Consider the following 15,567-nt stretch of genomic DNA (forward strand, 5'->3'; position numbering starts at 1 on the left):
TCACGCACTAATTGCTGATAACATGACCGTCCGAGCGTAAAACACTAGAGACCGTGATGAGCCAACCCTGGAGCCCTGACAGCTGGCGCGCCCTGCCGATCCAGCAACAACCCCATTACCCCGACGCAGCGCACTTGCTGCACGTCGAGCAAACGCTGGCCAGTTATCCGCCGCTGGTGTTTGCCGGTGAAGCCCGGGAGTTGCGCCGTCAGTTTGCCGAAGTGACCCAGGGCCGCGCGTTTCTGCTACAGGGCGGCGACTGCGCTGAAAGCTTCGCCGAGTTCTCCGCCGCGAAAATCCGCGACACCTTTAAGGTGCTGCTGCAAATGGCGATCGTCATGACCTTCGCTGCCGGTTGCCCGGTGGTCAAGGTCGGGCGCATGGCCGGGCAGTTCGCCAAGCCGCGCTCAGCCAATGACGAAACCATCGACGGCGTGACCCTGCCGGCCTACCGTGGCGACATCGTCAATGGCATCGGTTTCGACGAAAAAAGCCGCGTGCCGGACCCGGAGCGCTTGCTCCAGTCCTACCACCAGTCCACCGCGACCCTGAACCTGCTGCGCGCCTTCGCCCAGGGCGGTTTTGCCGACCTGCATCAGGTGCACAAATGGAACCTGGACTTCATCGCCAACTCGGCGCTGGCCGAGAAGTACAGCCACCTGGCCGATCGCATCGATGAAACCCTGGCCTTCATGCGCGCCTGCGGCATGGACAGCTCGCCGCAACTGCGCGAAACCAGTTTCTTCACCGCCCACGAAGCGCTGCTGCTGAACTATGAAGAAGCCTTCGTGCGTCGTGACAGCCTGACCAACGATTACTACGATTGCTCGGCGCACATGCTGTGGATCGGCGACCGCACCCGTCAGCTCGACGGTGCTCACGTCGAGTTCCTGCGTGGCGTGAACAATCCGATCGGGGTCAAAGTCGGCCCGAGCATGAACCCCGAAGACCTGATTCGCCTGATCGACGTGCTCAACCCGGACAACGATCCGGGTCGTCTGAACCTGATTGCGCGGATGGGTGCGAACAAGGTCGGCGATCACCTGCCGCAACTGATCCGTGCCGTGCAGCGCGAAGGCAAGCAAGTGCTGTGGAGTTCCGACCCGATGCACGGCAACACCATCAAGGCGAGCAGCGGCTACAAGACCCGCGACTTTGCGCAGATCCTTGGCGAAGTGAAGCAGTTCTTCCAGGTTCACGAAGCGGAAGGCACGTATGCCGGCGGCATCCACATCGAGATGACCGGGCAGAATGTCACTGAATGCATTGGTGGGGCGCGGCCGATTACCGAGGACGGGTTGTCGGATCGGTATCACACCCATTGCGACCCGCGGATGAATGCCGATCAGTCGCTGGAGTTGGCGTTTTTGATTGCTGAAACCCTGAAGCAAGTCCGCCGCTAAATCGCGTTAAGTCCTTCGCGGGCAAGCCTTGCTCCTACAGGTTTTGTGTCGTTCGCCGACACTGTGAACGACAAAAATCCTGTAGGAGCAAAGCTTGCTCGCGAAGGCGCCAGCTCAGCCACTATCAATCTGAGCCAATGCCACCCCCAACCGCACCGCACTCGCCCTAGGGCAATTCAACTGAACCCGCTCAAGCCCCAGCCAATCCGCCATTCGCCGCAGATTGACCGCCAACGCCAGCATCCCCTCGTCATCCAGCCCTGGCTCTTCCTCATGCACAGCGTGCACCGCCAGCCTGCCCAACGCTCGCTCGGCGCGCAGATCCACCCGCGCGGCAATCCGTTCGTTGTGCAAAAACGGCAACACGTAATAGCCGTAGACCCGCTTGTCCTGCGGCGTATAAATCTCCAGCCGATAGCGAAAATCGAACAGGCGCTCGGTGCGACTGCGCTCCCAGATCAGTGAGTCGAAGGGTGAAAGCAAGGCGCTAGCCTCGACCTTGCGCGGCACCTTCGGCTCAGGCAGACAATAGGCCGGTTGCCGCCAGCCCAGGACTTCACAGCTCAGTAACTCACCCGCCTCCACCAGTTCCGCCAAACGCGGACGCGCATCGCCGGGACTCAGGCGAAAGTAATCCCGCAAATCCTTTTCAGTGGCCACACCCAAGGCTGTCGCGGCATGCAGCAACAGGCCGCGCTGGGCCTCGGCCTCACTCAGCAGCGGCTGCGCAAGAATCGCCGAAGGAATCACCCGCTCCGGCAGATCATAAAGCCGCTCGAACCCGCGCCGCCCGGCCACGGTGACTTCACCGGCGGCGAATAACCATTCCAGCGCATGCTTTTCCGCGCTCCAGTCCCACCAGGGCCCTGCCCGTTCCTGACGGGTCGACAGGCTGCCGGCCCCCAGCGCGCCCAGCTCCTGAACCGAGGCCAGTACCCGGCGAATCGTGTCCTGCCGCTCCTGACCGAAACGTGCCAGTTGCTGATAGATATCTTCGCCACGGGTCGCGCGCAGCATGCGCCAGCGCATCAATGGGTACATCGACAAGGGCAGCAACGAGGCTTCATGCCCCCAATATTCGAAAAGCGTGCGCCGCCGGCCCGAACTCCAGGCAGCCTGGTCGAGCAAGTCGGATGAGTAATTGCCGAGGCGGGAAAACAAGGGAAGGTAGTGCGAACGCACCAACGCATTGACCGAATCGATCTGCAGAATGCCCAGCCGTTCGATCAGACGATTGAGCTGAACCGGTTTGATCGCCGCTGGCGGCTGGCGCCCGTTGAATCCTTGGGAGGCCAGCGCCAGACGCCGAGCCTGTTTGATGGAAAAGGACAGTGTTGCGGGCATGAGCATCTCCTTGTCTGCTCGCAACCTACCTCACCGGGAGACGGTTTGTGTAGTTGTGTATGACTCATTTGTGCATCGGGTCATCCCAGAATGGGCGGATGGCTTCGTGCTCGACATCCGCACGACTGAGCCCGATGTCCTTCAACGCTTCATCACTCATGCCCGCCAACATTTCACGTTCACGGTGCAGTTCGTACCAGCGATTGAGTTTGTGCAGCAAATCAGAGATCAAATGCACCGAGTGTTTTTCTACGTCGACATAACCTTTTTGACCTTTCATCTTGTTGCCCTCCGTTTGGATGGCTCAAGTGTCGCGCCGGGACTAAGATCAATCCAACGAATGTTTCTTATGTAATACATCTCGGAGATTGATGAATGTCCGCCTTCCCAAGTATCGACACCGAAGTGCTGCGCACCTTTGTCGCCATCGCCGACCAAGGCGGTTTTACCCGCGCCGGTGAGTTGGTCAACCGCACTCAGTCCGCCGTGAGCATGCAGATGAAGCGGTTGGAAGAGGATGTGTTACAGCGTCAATTGTTTCAGCGCGACGGTCGGCAGGTGCGCCTGACCGCTGAGGGTCAGGTATTGCTCGGCTATGCCCGGCGCATCCTCCAGCTGCACAGTGAGGTGTTCAACACGTTGCGCGAGCCGCACATGGTCGGCATGGTGCGCATTGGCACACCCGACGATTACGTGATGCGTTTTTTGCCGGGGATTCTGCGGCGTTTTGCCCAGACGTATCCGCTGATCCAGATCGAGGTGCACTGCGAATCATCAAAACAATTGCTGCTGCGCCAGGACCTGGACTTGACCATCGTCACCCGCGAGCCGGGCAACGAGATCGGCCAATTATTGCGCAAGGAGCATTTTGTCTGGGCCGAGGCGCAATGTTTCAGCGCCCATGAGCAAACACCGCTGCCACTGGCGATGTTCAACAGTGATTGCTTCTGCAGGCTGTGGGCCTGCAATGCGCTGGACGCCATGGGTCGCGATTACCGCGTGGCGTACAACAGCGACAGCCTGTCGGCGATCATGGCGGTGGTCAGCGCCGGACTCGCCGTCACCGCACAACTCGAAAGCCTGATCACGCCCGACATGCGCATACTCGGTGAAGCCGAAGACCTGCCGATTCTGCCCGAGGCCAGCATCATGCTGGTGCGCAACCTGCACAACCCGTCGCCGATCACTGAGTGCCTGGCCGAACACATCGTCGAAGGCTTCAAACTTTAAGGGCGAGCATCACCGCGCAGAACACCAGGAAACCACAGAACAACCCGCGCAGCAGCCGCTCCGGCAGTGCGTGGGCGATTTTCACGCCCCAGCTGATGCTCATCAGACCGCCGACCGCCAAGGGCAGACCGATCACCCAGTCCACCTGATGGTGCGCCGCGTAAGTCACCAGTGTGACGCCCGTACTCGGCAACGCCAGCGCCAGCGACAAACCTTGCGCAACCACCTGACTGGTGCCGAACAGACTGGTCAGCACTGGTGTCGCCACCACCGCCCCGCCCACGCCAAACAACCCGCCCATGGTGCCGGAGGCGGCACCGAGCACGCCCAGCCATGGCCATGAGTAATTCATCTGCGCAGATGCCGGCGCGTTGGCAGCGAACATTCGCACCAGGTTGTAGGCCGACAGGGCAATCAGGAACGCGACAAATCCGACGCGCATGGTTTGCGCATCAATGCCCACCGCCCAGATCGAACCGATCCAGGCAAAACAGAACCCCATCGAAGCCAATGGCAGCGCGTGGCACAATTCAATCCGGTTGCGCTGGTGATAACGCCACAGCGCCAGCATTACGTTGGGCACTACCATCACCAGCGCCGTGCCTTGGGCAATCTGCTGATCGAGGCCGAACAACACGCCCAGCAGCGGGATCGCAATCAAACCACCGCCAATGCCGAACAATCCACCGAGGGTTCCCAAGGCAGCGCCAAATACCAGGTACATCAAAAACTCAATCACAGGCGATTTTCCCTTCACGTCAGGCTGTTCATCCTACGCAGTCGACGCTGGCGGGGAAACGCACAGCAACGCACAATGGCTGTGCCAACTTCGCACAAGCGCTGACAACACCATGAACCCCAATCAATTGACCGAACAACTGGGTCTGTTCCTCGACGTGCTGGAAACCGGCAGTTTTTCCGCCGCGTCCCGCCGCCACCCGCTGACCCCTTCGGCGGTGGCACGGCGCATCGACAGCCTGGAAAACGCCGTCGGCAGCCAGTTGTTCATTCGCAGCACTCACGCGGTGCGCGCGACCCCGGCGGGTTTGGCGTTTGCCGAGCGCGCGCGGCGGATCGTGACTGAACTGCGGCTGGCTCGGGCTGAGGCGGTCTCCTTGAGCAGCGCACCGGAAGGCTTGATTCGGATCGATGCACCGGCAGCGTTCGGACGGCGGCATCTGGCGCCGGTGATCGCCGACTTTCTGATGCTCTACCCCGGCCTCGATGTGCAACTGCACCTGATCGACAGTTTCGTCGACATGCAGGGTTTGAATCTGGGCAAGGTCGATCTGGTGCTGCGCGCCGGGCAAATGGCCGATACCCGGCTGGTGGCCACGCCGCTGGCGAGCATGGTGCGCATCGCCTGTGCCAGCCCGGAGTATTTGCAACGACGTGGTGTGCCGACCGATCCGGCGCAGCTGATTGAGCATGACGGGCTCGACTGGGATGGTCTGGCTCCGCCATTCGCCTGGCGCTTCGAACGGGACGGTCAGCTGCACTTGCACCGCCCGGTGCGCATCCGCATGAGTGCCAACAATGCCGAGGCTTTGGTCTGCGGCGCATTAGCCGGGCTGGGTATCGCGCACTTGCCAACCTGGTTGACCAGCGAATACCTGTTACGCGGTGAACTGCTTCCGCTGTTCTGCGAACACGGCCTGCCACCCCCGGAAACGACCGGCATTTATGCCTTGCGCCTTGAGCAACAGCCCAATCCCCGCAGCCGCTTGTTGCTGGAATACCTGAAAACCCGCTTCAGCCCGATCCCGCCGTGGGATCTGGCGCTGCGAAGTACCCTCGACCGGCACTAGGCTAGAATTGTCTGGTGCATTAAAGATTCGCCCGCTAGATTTATGACGATCACTGATCAAGGCTTCGAAATGACCACCGAGCGCAACACCCCCGAAAACTGCGACGACCTACTGCTGGATAATCAGGCCTGCTTCGCCCTGCACTCCACCTCGCTGCTGATGACCAAGGTCTACAAGCCGCTGTTGCAAGCACTGGGCCTGACCTATCCGCAATACCTGGCGATGATGGTGTTGTGGGAACAGGACGGTTTGACCGTAGGCGAAATCAGCACGCGCCTGCTGACCGATCCTGGCTCACTGACGCCGTTGCTCAAACGCCTGGAAGTCGAAGGTTTACTCAGCCGCACCCGCAGCCGTGAAGACGAGCGAGTGGTGATTGTCGAACTCACTGAACAGGGTCATGCATTGCGGGAGCGCGCGCGCGGTATTCCCCAGTGCATCCTCGGCGCCAGCGGGATGACGCTGGAGAGACTGCAGAAACTGCAAGCGGAACTGCAAACGCTGCGTAGCAATCTACAAGACAGCCTCTGATACTCAAATCAACCTAGATCCCCTGTGGGAGCGAGCCTGCTCGCGATAGCGATCTGACATTCAAACGTTGATGTCGACTGAGACACCGCTATCGCGAGTTCAGGCTCGCTCCCACATTGGTTTTGTGGTGCCCCTTCCAGCCACCTTCGCCCCTCTCCGAAAAAATTTTCAGTCCTGAAAATCTCCCCTCGACAGCTCTAGTTCAGCCCTTCGCATCGCCCGCAAAAAACCCGACCAAAACTTTTTCAAAAATTTATATTGCGCGCTAAATATTTGCGCGATACATTCATCTCGCACTTACTTAGCGCGCAAACATTTAGCGCAAAACACCGAACTCCAAATGAGGCTCACACCATGCAAACTCTCTACACCGCTATCGCAACTTCCACCGGCGGCCGTGACGGTCGTGCGGTTTCCAGCGACAACATCCTCGATGTCAAACTCGCCACCCCAAAAGAACTCGGTGGTGCCGGCGGCGCAGCGACCAACCCTGAGCAACTGTTCGCCGCCGGTTACTCCGCCTGCTTCATCGGCGCGCTGAAATTCGTGGCCAGCCAGACCAAACGCACCATCCCGAACGACGCCTCGATTACTGCCCACGTCGGCATCGGCCAGATCCCTGGCGGTTTCGGCCTGGACATCGACCTGCACATCAGCTTGCCGGGTCTTGAGCAAGCCGATGCACAAAGCCTGGTCGACGCTGCACACCAGGTCTGCCCGTACTCCAACGCCACCCGTGGCAACGTCGATGTGCGCCTGCACGTCACCGTCTAACCGCTAATTCCAAGGCCCGAACAGGAAACGAACATGAACACTTTCAGCAAAGTCTTGACCGGCACCCTTCTCGCCTTGTCCATCCACAGCGCGTTTGCAGGTGAGGGTGTTGAACACAACACCCAGGCGTTCCTCGACGTTCTGAATGCCGGCACCGGCAAACCGATGGAACAACTCACCCCTAAAGAAGCCCGCGCCGTGCTGGTCGGCGCGCAGGCCGGGGTGAAACTGACGCTGCCAAAAGCCGATGTCAGCGAGAAGACCATTCAAGTCGACGGCCAACCGCTCAACCTGACCATCGTCCGGCCGGCCGGGGTCAAAGGTCCGCTGCCCGTGTTCATGTTCTTCCACGGCGGCGGCTGGGTGCTGGGAGATTTCCCGACCCATGAACGTCTGGTTCGGGACTTGGTAACCGGTTCGGGGGCGGCGGCCGTGTTCGTCAATTACACCCCGTCACCGGAAGCGCATTACCCGGTGGCGATCAATCAGGCTTACGCCGCAACCCAATGGGTGGCCGAGCACGGTAAAGAGATCAACGTCGACGGCAAACGTCTGGCCGTGGCCGGCAACAGCGTCGGCGGCAACATGGCGGCAGTGGTTGCGCTGATGGCCAAAGACAAGGGCACGCCGGCGATCAAATTCCAGGTGCTGCTGTGGCCGGTGACTGACGCCAGCTTCGAGACGGCGTCCTACAACCAGTTTGCCGAGGGTCACTTCCTCACCAAAAACATGATGAAGTGGTTCTGGGACAACTACACCACCGATGCCAAACAGCGTAACGAGATCTACGCCTCGCCGTTGCGGGCGACCGCTGCGCAACTCAAGGGTCTGCCACCTGCATTGGTGCAAACTGCCGGCGCCGACGTGTTGCGTGATGAAGGCGAAGCCTACGCCCGCAAACTCGACGAGGCTGGCGTGCCGGTCACGGCGGTGCGATACAACGGCATGATCCACGACTACGGTTTGCTCAACGTGGTGAGCCAGGTGCCGGCGGTGCGCTCGGCGATGCTGCAAGCCTCTGAAGAACTGAAGCAACACCTGAAATAACATCCCCCCTGTAGGAGCACGGCTTGCCGGCGATGGCGTACTTGAGGTCGCTATCGCCGGCAAGCCGTGCTCCTACAGGGATTGGGTTGTGTATCGGCCGCGCATCGGTCCATACATTTCCTTCAGGTACAAAAAAGCCCGACTCAATGGTCGGGCTTTTTCATTCCTGAAGCAGTGCTTATTTAGCACGGCCTTTGTAGGAACCGCCTTCGCGGGTGTCGATTTCGATCTTGTCACCGATTTCGATGAAGTCAGCAACTTGCAACTCAGTACCGTTGCTCAGCTTGGCAGGCTTCATTACTTTGCCGGAAGTGTCGCCGCGAGCCGAACCTTCGGTGTAGTCAACTACGCGCACGATGGTGGTCGGCAGTTCTACGGAAACCAGACGCTCTTCGAAGAAGATCGCTTCGCAAACATCGGTCATGCCTTCTTCAACGAAAGGCAGAACGGCTTCGATGTCTTCAGCGTTCAGCTCGTACATGGTGTAGTCAGTGGTGTCCATGAACGTGTAGGTGTCGCCGCTGATGAAGGACAGGGTCGCTTCTTTGCGGTCGAGGATTACGTCGTCCAGCTTGTCGTCGGCGCTGTAAACGATCTCGGTCTTGTAACCGGTCAGCAGGTTTTTCAGCTTGGTCTTCATGATTGCGCTGTTACGACCAGACTTGGTGAATTCAGCTTTCTGAACCAGCCAAGGATCGTTTTCGAGACGGATCACGGTACCGGGTTTCAGTTCTTTACCAGTTTTCATTGCGAATATCCGAATTTGGATGGGATTTACAAAAATCTAGGCCGCGTATCATATCCAATTTACATAAAACTGTACCAGCGCCGCGGCAAGATCTGCCTGCAAAGCCTGTTCCAGACACCACGCTTCGGCGTGTTTTTGCAGTTCTGGCCAGTGTTTTCGGGTCGATTGCCAGTGCCCGGTCATATTGTCACCCGCATTCCACGCGCGCCAAAGACCGCTGATCGCCTCGCGGGCAGGCTCGGACAGGCCTTTGGTGTACAGAGTGAGGAAGGCGTCGAGCTTGTCCAGATGGATATCTTCGTCCTGCCGATAGATGTGCCACAGCAGCGGCCGGCCCGCCCATTGGGCGCGGACAAAAGAATCCTCACCGCGCACGGCGTTGAAATCGCAGCACCAGAGCAAGTGATCGTATTGATCCTGTCGAACGAACGGCAGCACTTGCACGGTCAATTCACCGCGCACATGCACCGCGCCTGCCACCAGACCGTCCACACCGAGCCAACGTTCGACATCCCCAAGAATCCTGCCTTCGGGCACCAGCAGATGAGTGGGCGTCGAGTCGCCAGCCATTGCCTCGAGCCAGCTGGCCAGCCCGTTATTTTCGTAGGCAAACAGCGAGATCAACTGCGCACCTTGCGCGCGATCGATCCCCAGACCTTGCAGGAATTCTCGTTGAGCCTCGGGGTTTTGCTGAAACTGCTGACGACGCTCAAGCAATCCGCTTTCACGCAGCAAGCCACCGGTGCCCTTCTGAAACCCCGGGAAGAAGAAGAATTTTTGTACGCTCTTGTATTTCACCGACGGCAAGCCGTGGCAGCCGACGATCCAGTCCTCGGCACTCAGATAGTCGAGGTTCATCCACAGCGGCGGTTTTTCCCGCTCGGCCATGGCGTCCATGTAAGCACTCGGCAATTGGCAGGCGAACGCGGCGATCACCACATCAGCGGCTTCAGTGGGCTGCCAGTCGGCCGTCCACTGACGCACTTCGACGCCCTGCTGCCATTGCTGTGAGGCGTTGATGTCGATTTCCGGGCACAAGCGCTCAAAGGCTCGCAAATCATCGACCCACAAACGCACCGTCGCCGAATGTTCGGCCACCAGTTGTCGGGCCAGACGCCAAGTCACGCCGATGTCGCCAAAGTTGTCGACCACCGCGCAGAAGATATCCCAGCGGGCTTTCATTTCAGGCATTCCAGGCTCCCGTTGGCAAAGGCGCCGATTGTCCTCATAAATTACCCCGTGCAGAAGAGCCGACGGCGATTAATCTTCATGCGACAATCGCCACTCGCCCGCGACCACCCGCCAGGAGGCAGCCATGCCCTACCGTCCCAACCCGCGCCGCCCGTTGCCGATCCAGCTCAACGCCTTGCAACTGACCGGCAGCATTGCCCTGGGTGTGTGGCTGGGGTTTATCGCGATCGCGCTGACGTGCTGGCTCGCCTCTCGACTGTTGTTCAGCGAGCAGCTGGCGCCTGTGGCTGAGGCCGTGCAGCAACTGGCCAAACCACCGGTGGTGGTGCAACCGATGCCGGATATTCCACCGCAGAGCCCGTTGTTCGAACAGTACGAAGAGAACCTGCGCAAAAACGAGCAGCAGCAACGAATGGATCAGGCCCGCAGCACCGGCCGCAATCTGTCCAACCCGAAATGCCAGTTCTGGCTGCAACAGGACCAGACTGCGCCTAGCGAAAAAAGCCGCGCCAACGTCCTGCAATTCTGCGATTGATCAAGAAGCTCTCTATGCACAAGCCGACCGTCCACCAACTGATTCTCGACAAGCTGCGGATCGACCTCGACATCGCCGAGCGTGCCGCACAAACCGCTTACGAAACCGCAACCCATGAAGAAAACATCGCCGAGAACAAGTACGACACGCTGGGGTTGGAGGCGTCGTACCTGGCAGCCGGGCAGGCCAGACGGGTGGAGGAAATCAGGCAGTCGCTGACGCTTTGCCAGAACCTGACACTGCGCCCTTACGACGATCAGCGCGGCATTGAAGTCGGTGCCCTGCTCGGCCTGGAAGATGAAAAGGGTCGTGAGCAATGGTTGTTTCTGGCCCCCGACGCGGCGGGTTTAAAGGTCGATGTTGTGGGGCAATGGATTACCGTCATCACCCCTCGCTCACCGCTGGGCAAAAGCCTGCTGGGCAAGTTCGAAGGGGACGAAGTGGAGATTCTGGTGGCGGGTGCTCGGCAACAGTTTTCTGTCACCGAGGTGGTCTGACGTGGCAGATTAATGGACCGGCAGTTCGACGCCGTCGAACAGCTCTTCCAGTTCCTGCTTGTTGTGGCACTGGATGGCCTTGGCCATGACTTCGCGGGTCAGGTGCGGGGCAAACTTCTCGATGAAGTCGCACATGAAGCCACGCAGGAACGTGCCGCGACGGAAACCGATTTTAGTAATGCTGGATTCGAACAAGTCGCTGGCATCAAGCATGACCAGGTCGCTGTCGAGTTTGGCATCGACCGCCATTTTCGCCACGATGCCCACGCCCAGTCCCAGGCGAACGTAAGTTTTGATCACGTCGGCGTCGGCGGCGGTGAACACCACTTTCGGTGTCAGGCCGCGATGGCTGAACGCTTCGTCGAGCTTCGAACGGCCGGTGAAACCAAACACGTACGTCACGATCGGGTATTCGGCCAGGGCTTCGAGGGTCAGCTTCGACAGCTTGGTCAGCGGGTGGCCCTGAGGCACGACCACGCAGCGGTTCCAGCGATAGCACGGCATCATCACCAGATCACCGAACAGTTCCAGCGCTTCGGTGGCGATGGCGAAATCCACGGTGCCGTCAGCGGCCATTTCAGCGATCTGCATCGGCGAACCCTGGTGCATGTGCAGGGCAACGTCCGGGTATTGCTTGATGAAATTGCTGATCACCGGTGGCAACGCATAACGCGCCTGGGTGTGCGTGGTGGCGATCGACAGGGTGCCTTTCTTCTCGTTGGAGAACTCCTGGGCGATCTGCTTGATGCTTTCAACCTTGCGCAGGATCTCGCCGGCGGTGGTGATAATTCGCTCGCCGGCCGGGGTGACGCGAGTCAGGTGCTTGCCGCTGCGAGCGAAAACCTCAACCCCCAATTCGTCTTCCAGCAGACGGATCTGCTTACTGATGCCCGGTTGCGACGTGTAAAGGCTTTGGGCTGTAGCGGAAACGTTGAGGTCGTGGTGCGCCACTTCCCAGATGTAGCGCAATTGTTGAAGCTTCATATGAATCCCTCAAAGCAGGTAGACGCCACGGGCATCAGCGACGGTATATAACTATATTAATGGTTTGAAGAATAAATCTAGAACTTTTTTATCAAACTGCCACTATTCGTGTTCTGGCGTCCTGCCTCGTGAATACGCGAGGCAGGACACTAACGATCCCCTTGGCGACGACGTTCCACCAGCGGCACCAGATAGACCGGCACCCGAGACAGTTGCAACACCCGCGCTGCGGTCCGGCCCAAAGGCGTTTCCGCGCCGGCACCATGGCTATGACTACCTACGATCAACAAATCCACGGAGAGTTTCTGCGCCTGATCGAGAATCACCTGCGACGGATCGCCCTGAAGCACCCGTACTGCTTTGATCCGCTCCAGGTCCTGCTCCCCTTCATCCCCCAATTCTTCACGAAAGCTGTCGAGCACCCGCTGCTCGATATTGGCAATCACCGTATTCAGCCCCTGACTGTGAAACTCGTTCAACGACTGCTCATCGAGATAACTCTGAAGCACCGACTCGGCAAACAGCCCCATCGGTTCAACGGCGTGCACCACGTAGAGATCGGCATTGAATGTTCGCGCCAGCGCCAAGGCATGCTGCATCACCAAAGGTGCGTACAGGCCGAGGTCAGTGGCGTACAGCATCGAATGAATCATATGACCTCCTTGAGTGCCAACATGGCGGAGATTGATTCAGCTTAGCAGTGCCTTGGCGAGTACGACGTTTCGCGTAACGCGTTGAACCGTGGGCTTAAACCTTTTGCTCGTTGCTTATGCCATGCGGCACGTGGCCGGTGGCGACCACCTCGCGGGCCAACTCGCAATGACCGGCCTGATCGTCGAAAAACACGTCGGCGGCAAAGGCTTCAAGAAACGCCGATTTGGTCAGCCCACCGAGAAACAGCGACTCATCCAGACGAATATCCCATTCGCGCAAGGTACGAATCACTCGCTCATGGGCCGGCGCCGATCGCGCGGTCACCAGCGCGGTACGGATTGGGCAGGCGTCTTCCGGGAACTCGCGCTGCAACAGATTGAGGGCTGCGAGGAAGCCTTTGAAAGGCCCACCGCGCAAGGGCTCGCGGGCGGCCTCACGCTCGCTGGCCTGAAACGCTTCCAGACCACCGGACTGATAGACGCGCTCCGATTCGTCGGAAAACAGCACCGCGTCACCATCGAAGGCAATGCGCAATTCATCACTGGCCGCACGGCTGGCGCCACCCGACAGAATGGTCGCCGCGGCGAACCCGGCATCCAGCGCGCTGCGCACGTCTTCGGCATGCGTCGAGAGAAACAGGTCGCAGCCAAACGCCTTCAGGTACGGATAAGGACTGCGTCCGCCAACAAACGCCGCGCGGGAAATCGCCAGGCCATAGTGGTGGATCGAATTGAACACCCGCAGGCCGGTGTCGGCACTGTTGCGCGACACCAGGATCACCTCGACCCGGGCGCGGCCAAGGCTGGAATTGAGGTTGAGGAGTTTCTGCACCAACGGGAATGCATCACCGGGCTCGAGGATTTCGTCTTCGTGTTCGATCTGATATTGCCGATAGGCTTCGACGCCGCTCGACAGATAGACCTTGTGGCTTTCGCTCAGGTCGAACAGCGCACGCGAAGAAATCGCCAGCACCAGTTTGTCGTCGATAGTCTTTGCCATGCCCTTCTCCCTCAGGATGATCGACTCAAGTATTACGTCGATCGATAAAACTCAAACTGCGATACAAGGCTTCGATTCGCGGCAACTCGCATCCTGCGGTCCTGGCTGCGGCCAGTGGCCGGGCGTAAATCGCCTCCAGCTCAAGTGGTCGTTTGTGCAGCAAATCGTGGTACATGCTTGGCCAATAGTCCGGCATTTTCTCGGTCATCATGAACAGTTGATCGGCATAACCGGCCGGTACGTCGTGACCGCAAGCGATTGCTCCCTGAGCCACTTCCGCCATCAGCGCCTTGATCAGTTCCCGACTGTCGGCATCGGCCATCAACGGCGTGGTGCTTGCCCCGAGCAGCACCGACAGACCGTTGTAGGGAATATTCCAGACCAGTTTTTGCCAGCGCGCCTGATGCAGGTTCGCCATGGCCTGGGAGTCGATACCGGCGGCGCGGAATAGCCCGGCGCCTTCCTCGACAATCGCCATGCGCGCTTGCTCATCAGCGGCAGGGCCACTGTGATAGCCCACATTCACCGCACCGAGCGCCTGATGGGTGATGACGCCTGGTCCGTCGCGATGAACGCAGATATAGCAGAGCCCACCGAGCACATGCAGCGAATCGGGGAGCAACGCTCGCAGACTGTCTTCAACGTCCAGGCCATTTTGCAGCAACAACACTTTGGCATTCGGTGCTGCGGCTTGAATGATCGTCGGTGCCAGCTGCGCGTTACTGGTGGTTTTCGCACCCACCAGCAACCAGTCACAGGGCGGCATGTCTTCGGCACTCGAATAGGCCTGAACCGGATTCAACGTCAGCGCGCCATGCGTCGCACTGTCGAGCTGCAACCCGCGCTCGGCCACCGCTGAGAATTCACTGCGTAACAGAAAATGCACGTCGAAACCGGCACGCGCCAGCATCAACCCGTAGAAACCGCCGATCGCACCGGTTCCGATAATACCGATTGTCGGTTTGGTCACTGCCCCCATCATGGCAACTCCTCTGCAATTCGACTCAACGCCTGGCCCACGGCTGCATTGAGCTCGGTGCCGGTCAGGCGCGATTTTAGTGCCCCGAAAAACTCACCGTCGCGCACCACAAACAGCGCCGGCAAATAAAAAACCTGATAACGCTCGACCACCCCGCCATTGTTCCCGGCATCGATCCAGCACAACCGATCGACGTCCAGATCGAGTCGTGGCAATTGCTCACGGGCAAAACGGCAACTGGCGCAGCCGACGCTGGTAAAAATGACCAGCGACACACCACTCATCGCCAGCAGCCGTTGGTCGGCGTCGAAATCAGTCAGTTCCGATTCGACCACTATACTGGGGGAAACAATGTCAGATGGCCGACACATGGAGTCCGTGTTCATGGGACGTTTTATTCCTCACCCTGACGATGTGCCCGTCGAATTAACGTTGCTCAAACCTGAGTGTATTTCACGGCAACAGCTGCACACTATCAGCCTCGGGGGCATGGCTTGCAATTATCACCGGGCGTGGCGCCACGGTACGGCGCTGGAAGTGCGCATGCCGACCTTGAACCCCGACATGCGTTTTCTGGGCTATGTAGCCTGGTGCCTGCGACGCAAGCGCGGTTATCTGGTAGGCATTGCCTTTGTTGACGAACAGATGATGTTCAGTGCCCGGATGGGCGAGCAGGTGTGCCAGATCGAACATTACTGCCGCCTGCATGACGCGCATGACGACCTACAGGAAACTCAGGCCCTGGCCCTCGAATGGGTCCAGGAGCATGCCGACGAGTTCTCTCACGACACGGTTCGCAAGGCATTTATGCAGGTTGTGCTGGATTAGCAGGGGCATCCTCAA

The 15,567-nt window shown here is 59.2% G+C and carries 19 protein-coding genes; 9 read left to right on the forward strand and 10 right to left on the reverse strand.

Going from position 1 to position 15,567, the window contains the following annotated elements; genetic code table 11:
• Nucleotides 1-56 precede the first annotated feature (56 nt).
• Nucleotides 57-1,403, forward strand: coding sequence for a class II 3-deoxy-7-phosphoheptulonate synthase (locus tag ACYZUA_RS21810; protein ID WP_008031425.1), 1,347 nt, complete (start codon nt 57-59; stop codon nt 1,401-1,403).
• A 114-nt stretch (nt 1,404-1,517) separates the two neighbouring features.
• Here ACYZUA_RS21810 and ACYZUA_RS21815 read toward each other — a convergent pair whose 3' ends face one another.
• Both ACYZUA_RS21815 and ACYZUA_RS21820 read right to left on the reverse strand, forming a co-directional pair.
• Complete coding sequence (locus tag ACYZUA_RS21815) at nt 1,518-2,747, reverse strand: winged helix-turn-helix domain-containing protein (RefSeq protein WP_461960561.1); 1,230 nt, start codon at nt 2,745-2,747, stop codon at nt 1,518-1,520.
• A 64-nt stretch (nt 2,748-2,811) separates the two neighbouring features.
• The gene (locus ACYZUA_RS21820; protein ID WP_461960562.1) at nt 2,812-3,027 is read right to left on the reverse strand and encodes a DUF1127 domain-containing protein; all 216 of its coding nucleotides are present in this window, start codon (nt 3,025-3,027) and stop codon (nt 2,812-2,814) included.
• A gap of 95 nt (nt 3,028-3,122) precedes the next feature.
• On the opposite strand from ACYZUA_RS21820, the gene ACYZUA_RS21825 reads away from it, so the two are divergent.
• Nucleotides 3,123-3,977, forward strand: coding sequence for a LysR substrate-binding domain-containing protein (locus tag ACYZUA_RS21825; protein ID WP_461960563.1), 855 nt, complete (start codon nt 3,123-3,125; stop codon nt 3,975-3,977).
• Here the strand turns inward: ACYZUA_RS21825 and ACYZUA_RS21830 are convergent.
• Nucleotides 3,967-4,716: a sulfite exporter TauE/SafE family protein gene (locus ACYZUA_RS21830; protein WP_461960564.1), complete on the reverse strand. Its 750-nt coding sequence runs from the start codon at nt 4,714-4,716 to the stop codon at nt 3,967-3,969. The two genes, ACYZUA_RS21825 and ACYZUA_RS21830, sit on opposite strands and share 11 nt — an antisense overlap.
• A gap of 112 nt (nt 4,717-4,828) precedes the next feature.
• On the opposite strand from ACYZUA_RS21830, the gene ACYZUA_RS21835 reads away from it, so the two are divergent.
• The 4 genes from ACYZUA_RS21835 (at nt 4,829) to ACYZUA_RS21850 (ending at nt 8,137) form a co-directional block, all read left to right on the forward strand.
• Nucleotides 4,829-5,785, forward strand: coding sequence for a LysR family transcriptional regulator (locus tag ACYZUA_RS21835; RefSeq protein WP_461960565.1), 957 nt, complete (start codon nt 4,829-4,831; stop codon nt 5,783-5,785).
• A 69-nt stretch (nt 5,786-5,854) separates the two neighbouring features.
• Nucleotides 5,855-6,316, forward strand: coding sequence for a MarR family winged helix-turn-helix transcriptional regulator (locus tag ACYZUA_RS21840; RefSeq protein ID WP_461964076.1), 462 nt, complete (start codon nt 5,855-5,857; stop codon nt 6,314-6,316).
• Between the two features lie 354 nt (nt 6,317-6,670).
• A complete protein-coding gene (locus ACYZUA_RS21845) occupies nt 6,671-7,090 on the forward strand; it encodes an organic hydroperoxide resistance protein (RefSeq protein ID WP_027925717.1) in 420 nt (139 codons plus the stop codon).
• A gap of 33 nt (nt 7,091-7,123) precedes the next feature.
• Entirely contained in the window at nt 7,124-8,137 is a 1,014-nt protein-coding gene (locus ACYZUA_RS21850) for an alpha/beta hydrolase (RefSeq protein WP_461960566.1), read from the forward strand.
• Nucleotides 8,138-8,315: 178 nt separating this feature from the next.
• Here ACYZUA_RS21850 and ACYZUA_RS21855 read toward each other — a convergent pair whose 3' ends face one another.
• Nucleotides 8,316-8,885 carry an elongation factor P gene (locus tag ACYZUA_RS21855; protein WP_028619992.1) on the reverse strand — a complete coding sequence of 190 codons (570 nt, stop codon included), beginning with the start codon at nt 8,883-8,885 and terminating at the stop codon, nt 8,316-8,318.
• A 48-nt stretch (nt 8,886-8,933) separates the two neighbouring features.
• The gene (gene earP / locus ACYZUA_RS21860; RefSeq protein ID WP_461960567.1) at nt 8,934-10,076 is read right to left on the reverse strand and encodes an elongation factor P maturation arginine rhamnosyltransferase EarP; all 1,143 of its coding nucleotides are present in this window, start codon (nt 10,074-10,076) and stop codon (nt 8,934-8,936) included.
• Nucleotides 10,077-10,200: 124 nt separating this feature from the next.
• On the opposite strand from earP, the gene ACYZUA_RS21865 reads away from it, so the two are divergent.
• A complete protein-coding gene (locus tag ACYZUA_RS21865; protein WP_461960568.1) occupies nt 10,201-10,611 on the forward strand; it encodes a hypothetical protein in 411 nt (136 codons plus the stop codon).
• A 14-nt stretch (nt 10,612-10,625) separates the two neighbouring features.
• Nucleotides 10,626-11,108, forward strand: coding sequence for a GreA/GreB family elongation factor (locus ACYZUA_RS21870; RefSeq protein ID WP_150656334.1), 483 nt, complete (start codon nt 10,626-10,628; stop codon nt 11,106-11,108).
• A gap of 9 nt (nt 11,109-11,117) precedes the next feature.
• On the opposite strand, the gene cysB is transcribed toward ACYZUA_RS21870, so the two are convergent.
• The 5 genes from cysB to ACYZUA_RS21895 all read right to left on the reverse strand — a co-directional run bounded on the left by cysB (nt 11,118) and on the right by ACYZUA_RS21895 (nt 15,110).
• Nucleotides 11,118-12,092 carry an HTH-type transcriptional regulator CysB gene (cysB, locus tag ACYZUA_RS21875; protein WP_008148549.1) on the reverse strand — a complete coding sequence of 325 codons (975 nt, stop codon included), beginning with the start codon at nt 12,090-12,092 and terminating at the stop codon, nt 11,118-11,120.
• 149 nt (nt 12,093-12,241) lie between these two features.
• Nucleotides 12,242-12,745 carry a universal stress protein gene (locus ACYZUA_RS21880; protein WP_008148547.1) on the reverse strand — a complete coding sequence of 168 codons (504 nt, stop codon included), beginning with the start codon at nt 12,743-12,745 and terminating at the stop codon, nt 12,242-12,244.
• Between the two features lie 94 nt (nt 12,746-12,839).
• Nucleotides 12,840-13,745, reverse strand: coding sequence for a 5'-nucleotidase (locus ACYZUA_RS21885; protein WP_223430592.1), 906 nt, complete (start codon nt 13,743-13,745; stop codon nt 12,840-12,842).
• A 25-nt stretch (nt 13,746-13,770) separates the two neighbouring features.
• The gene (locus ACYZUA_RS21890) at nt 13,771-14,727 is read right to left on the reverse strand and encodes a putative 2-dehydropantoate 2-reductase (RefSeq protein ID WP_461960569.1); all 957 of its coding nucleotides are present in this window, start codon (nt 14,725-14,727) and stop codon (nt 13,771-13,773) included.
• On the reverse strand, nt 14,724-15,110 hold the full coding sequence (locus ACYZUA_RS21895) for a YbbN family protein (protein WP_461960570.1): 387 nt from the start codon (nt 15,108-15,110) through the stop codon (nt 14,724-14,726). Before ACYZUA_RS21895 ends, ACYZUA_RS21890 begins: the two co-directional genes overlap by 4 nt.
• Between ACYZUA_RS21895 and ACYZUA_RS21900 the strand changes: the two genes are divergently transcribed.
• The gene (locus ACYZUA_RS21900; protein WP_461960571.1) at nt 15,109-15,552 is read left to right on the forward strand and encodes a PilZ domain-containing protein; all 444 of its coding nucleotides are present in this window, start codon (nt 15,109-15,111) and stop codon (nt 15,550-15,552) included. The genes ACYZUA_RS21895 and ACYZUA_RS21900 overlap by 2 nt on opposite strands.
• The last annotated feature ends 15 nt before the right edge of the window (nt 15,553-15,567 follow it).

The organism is Pseudomonas sp. LS2P72 (assembly GCF_054897865.1).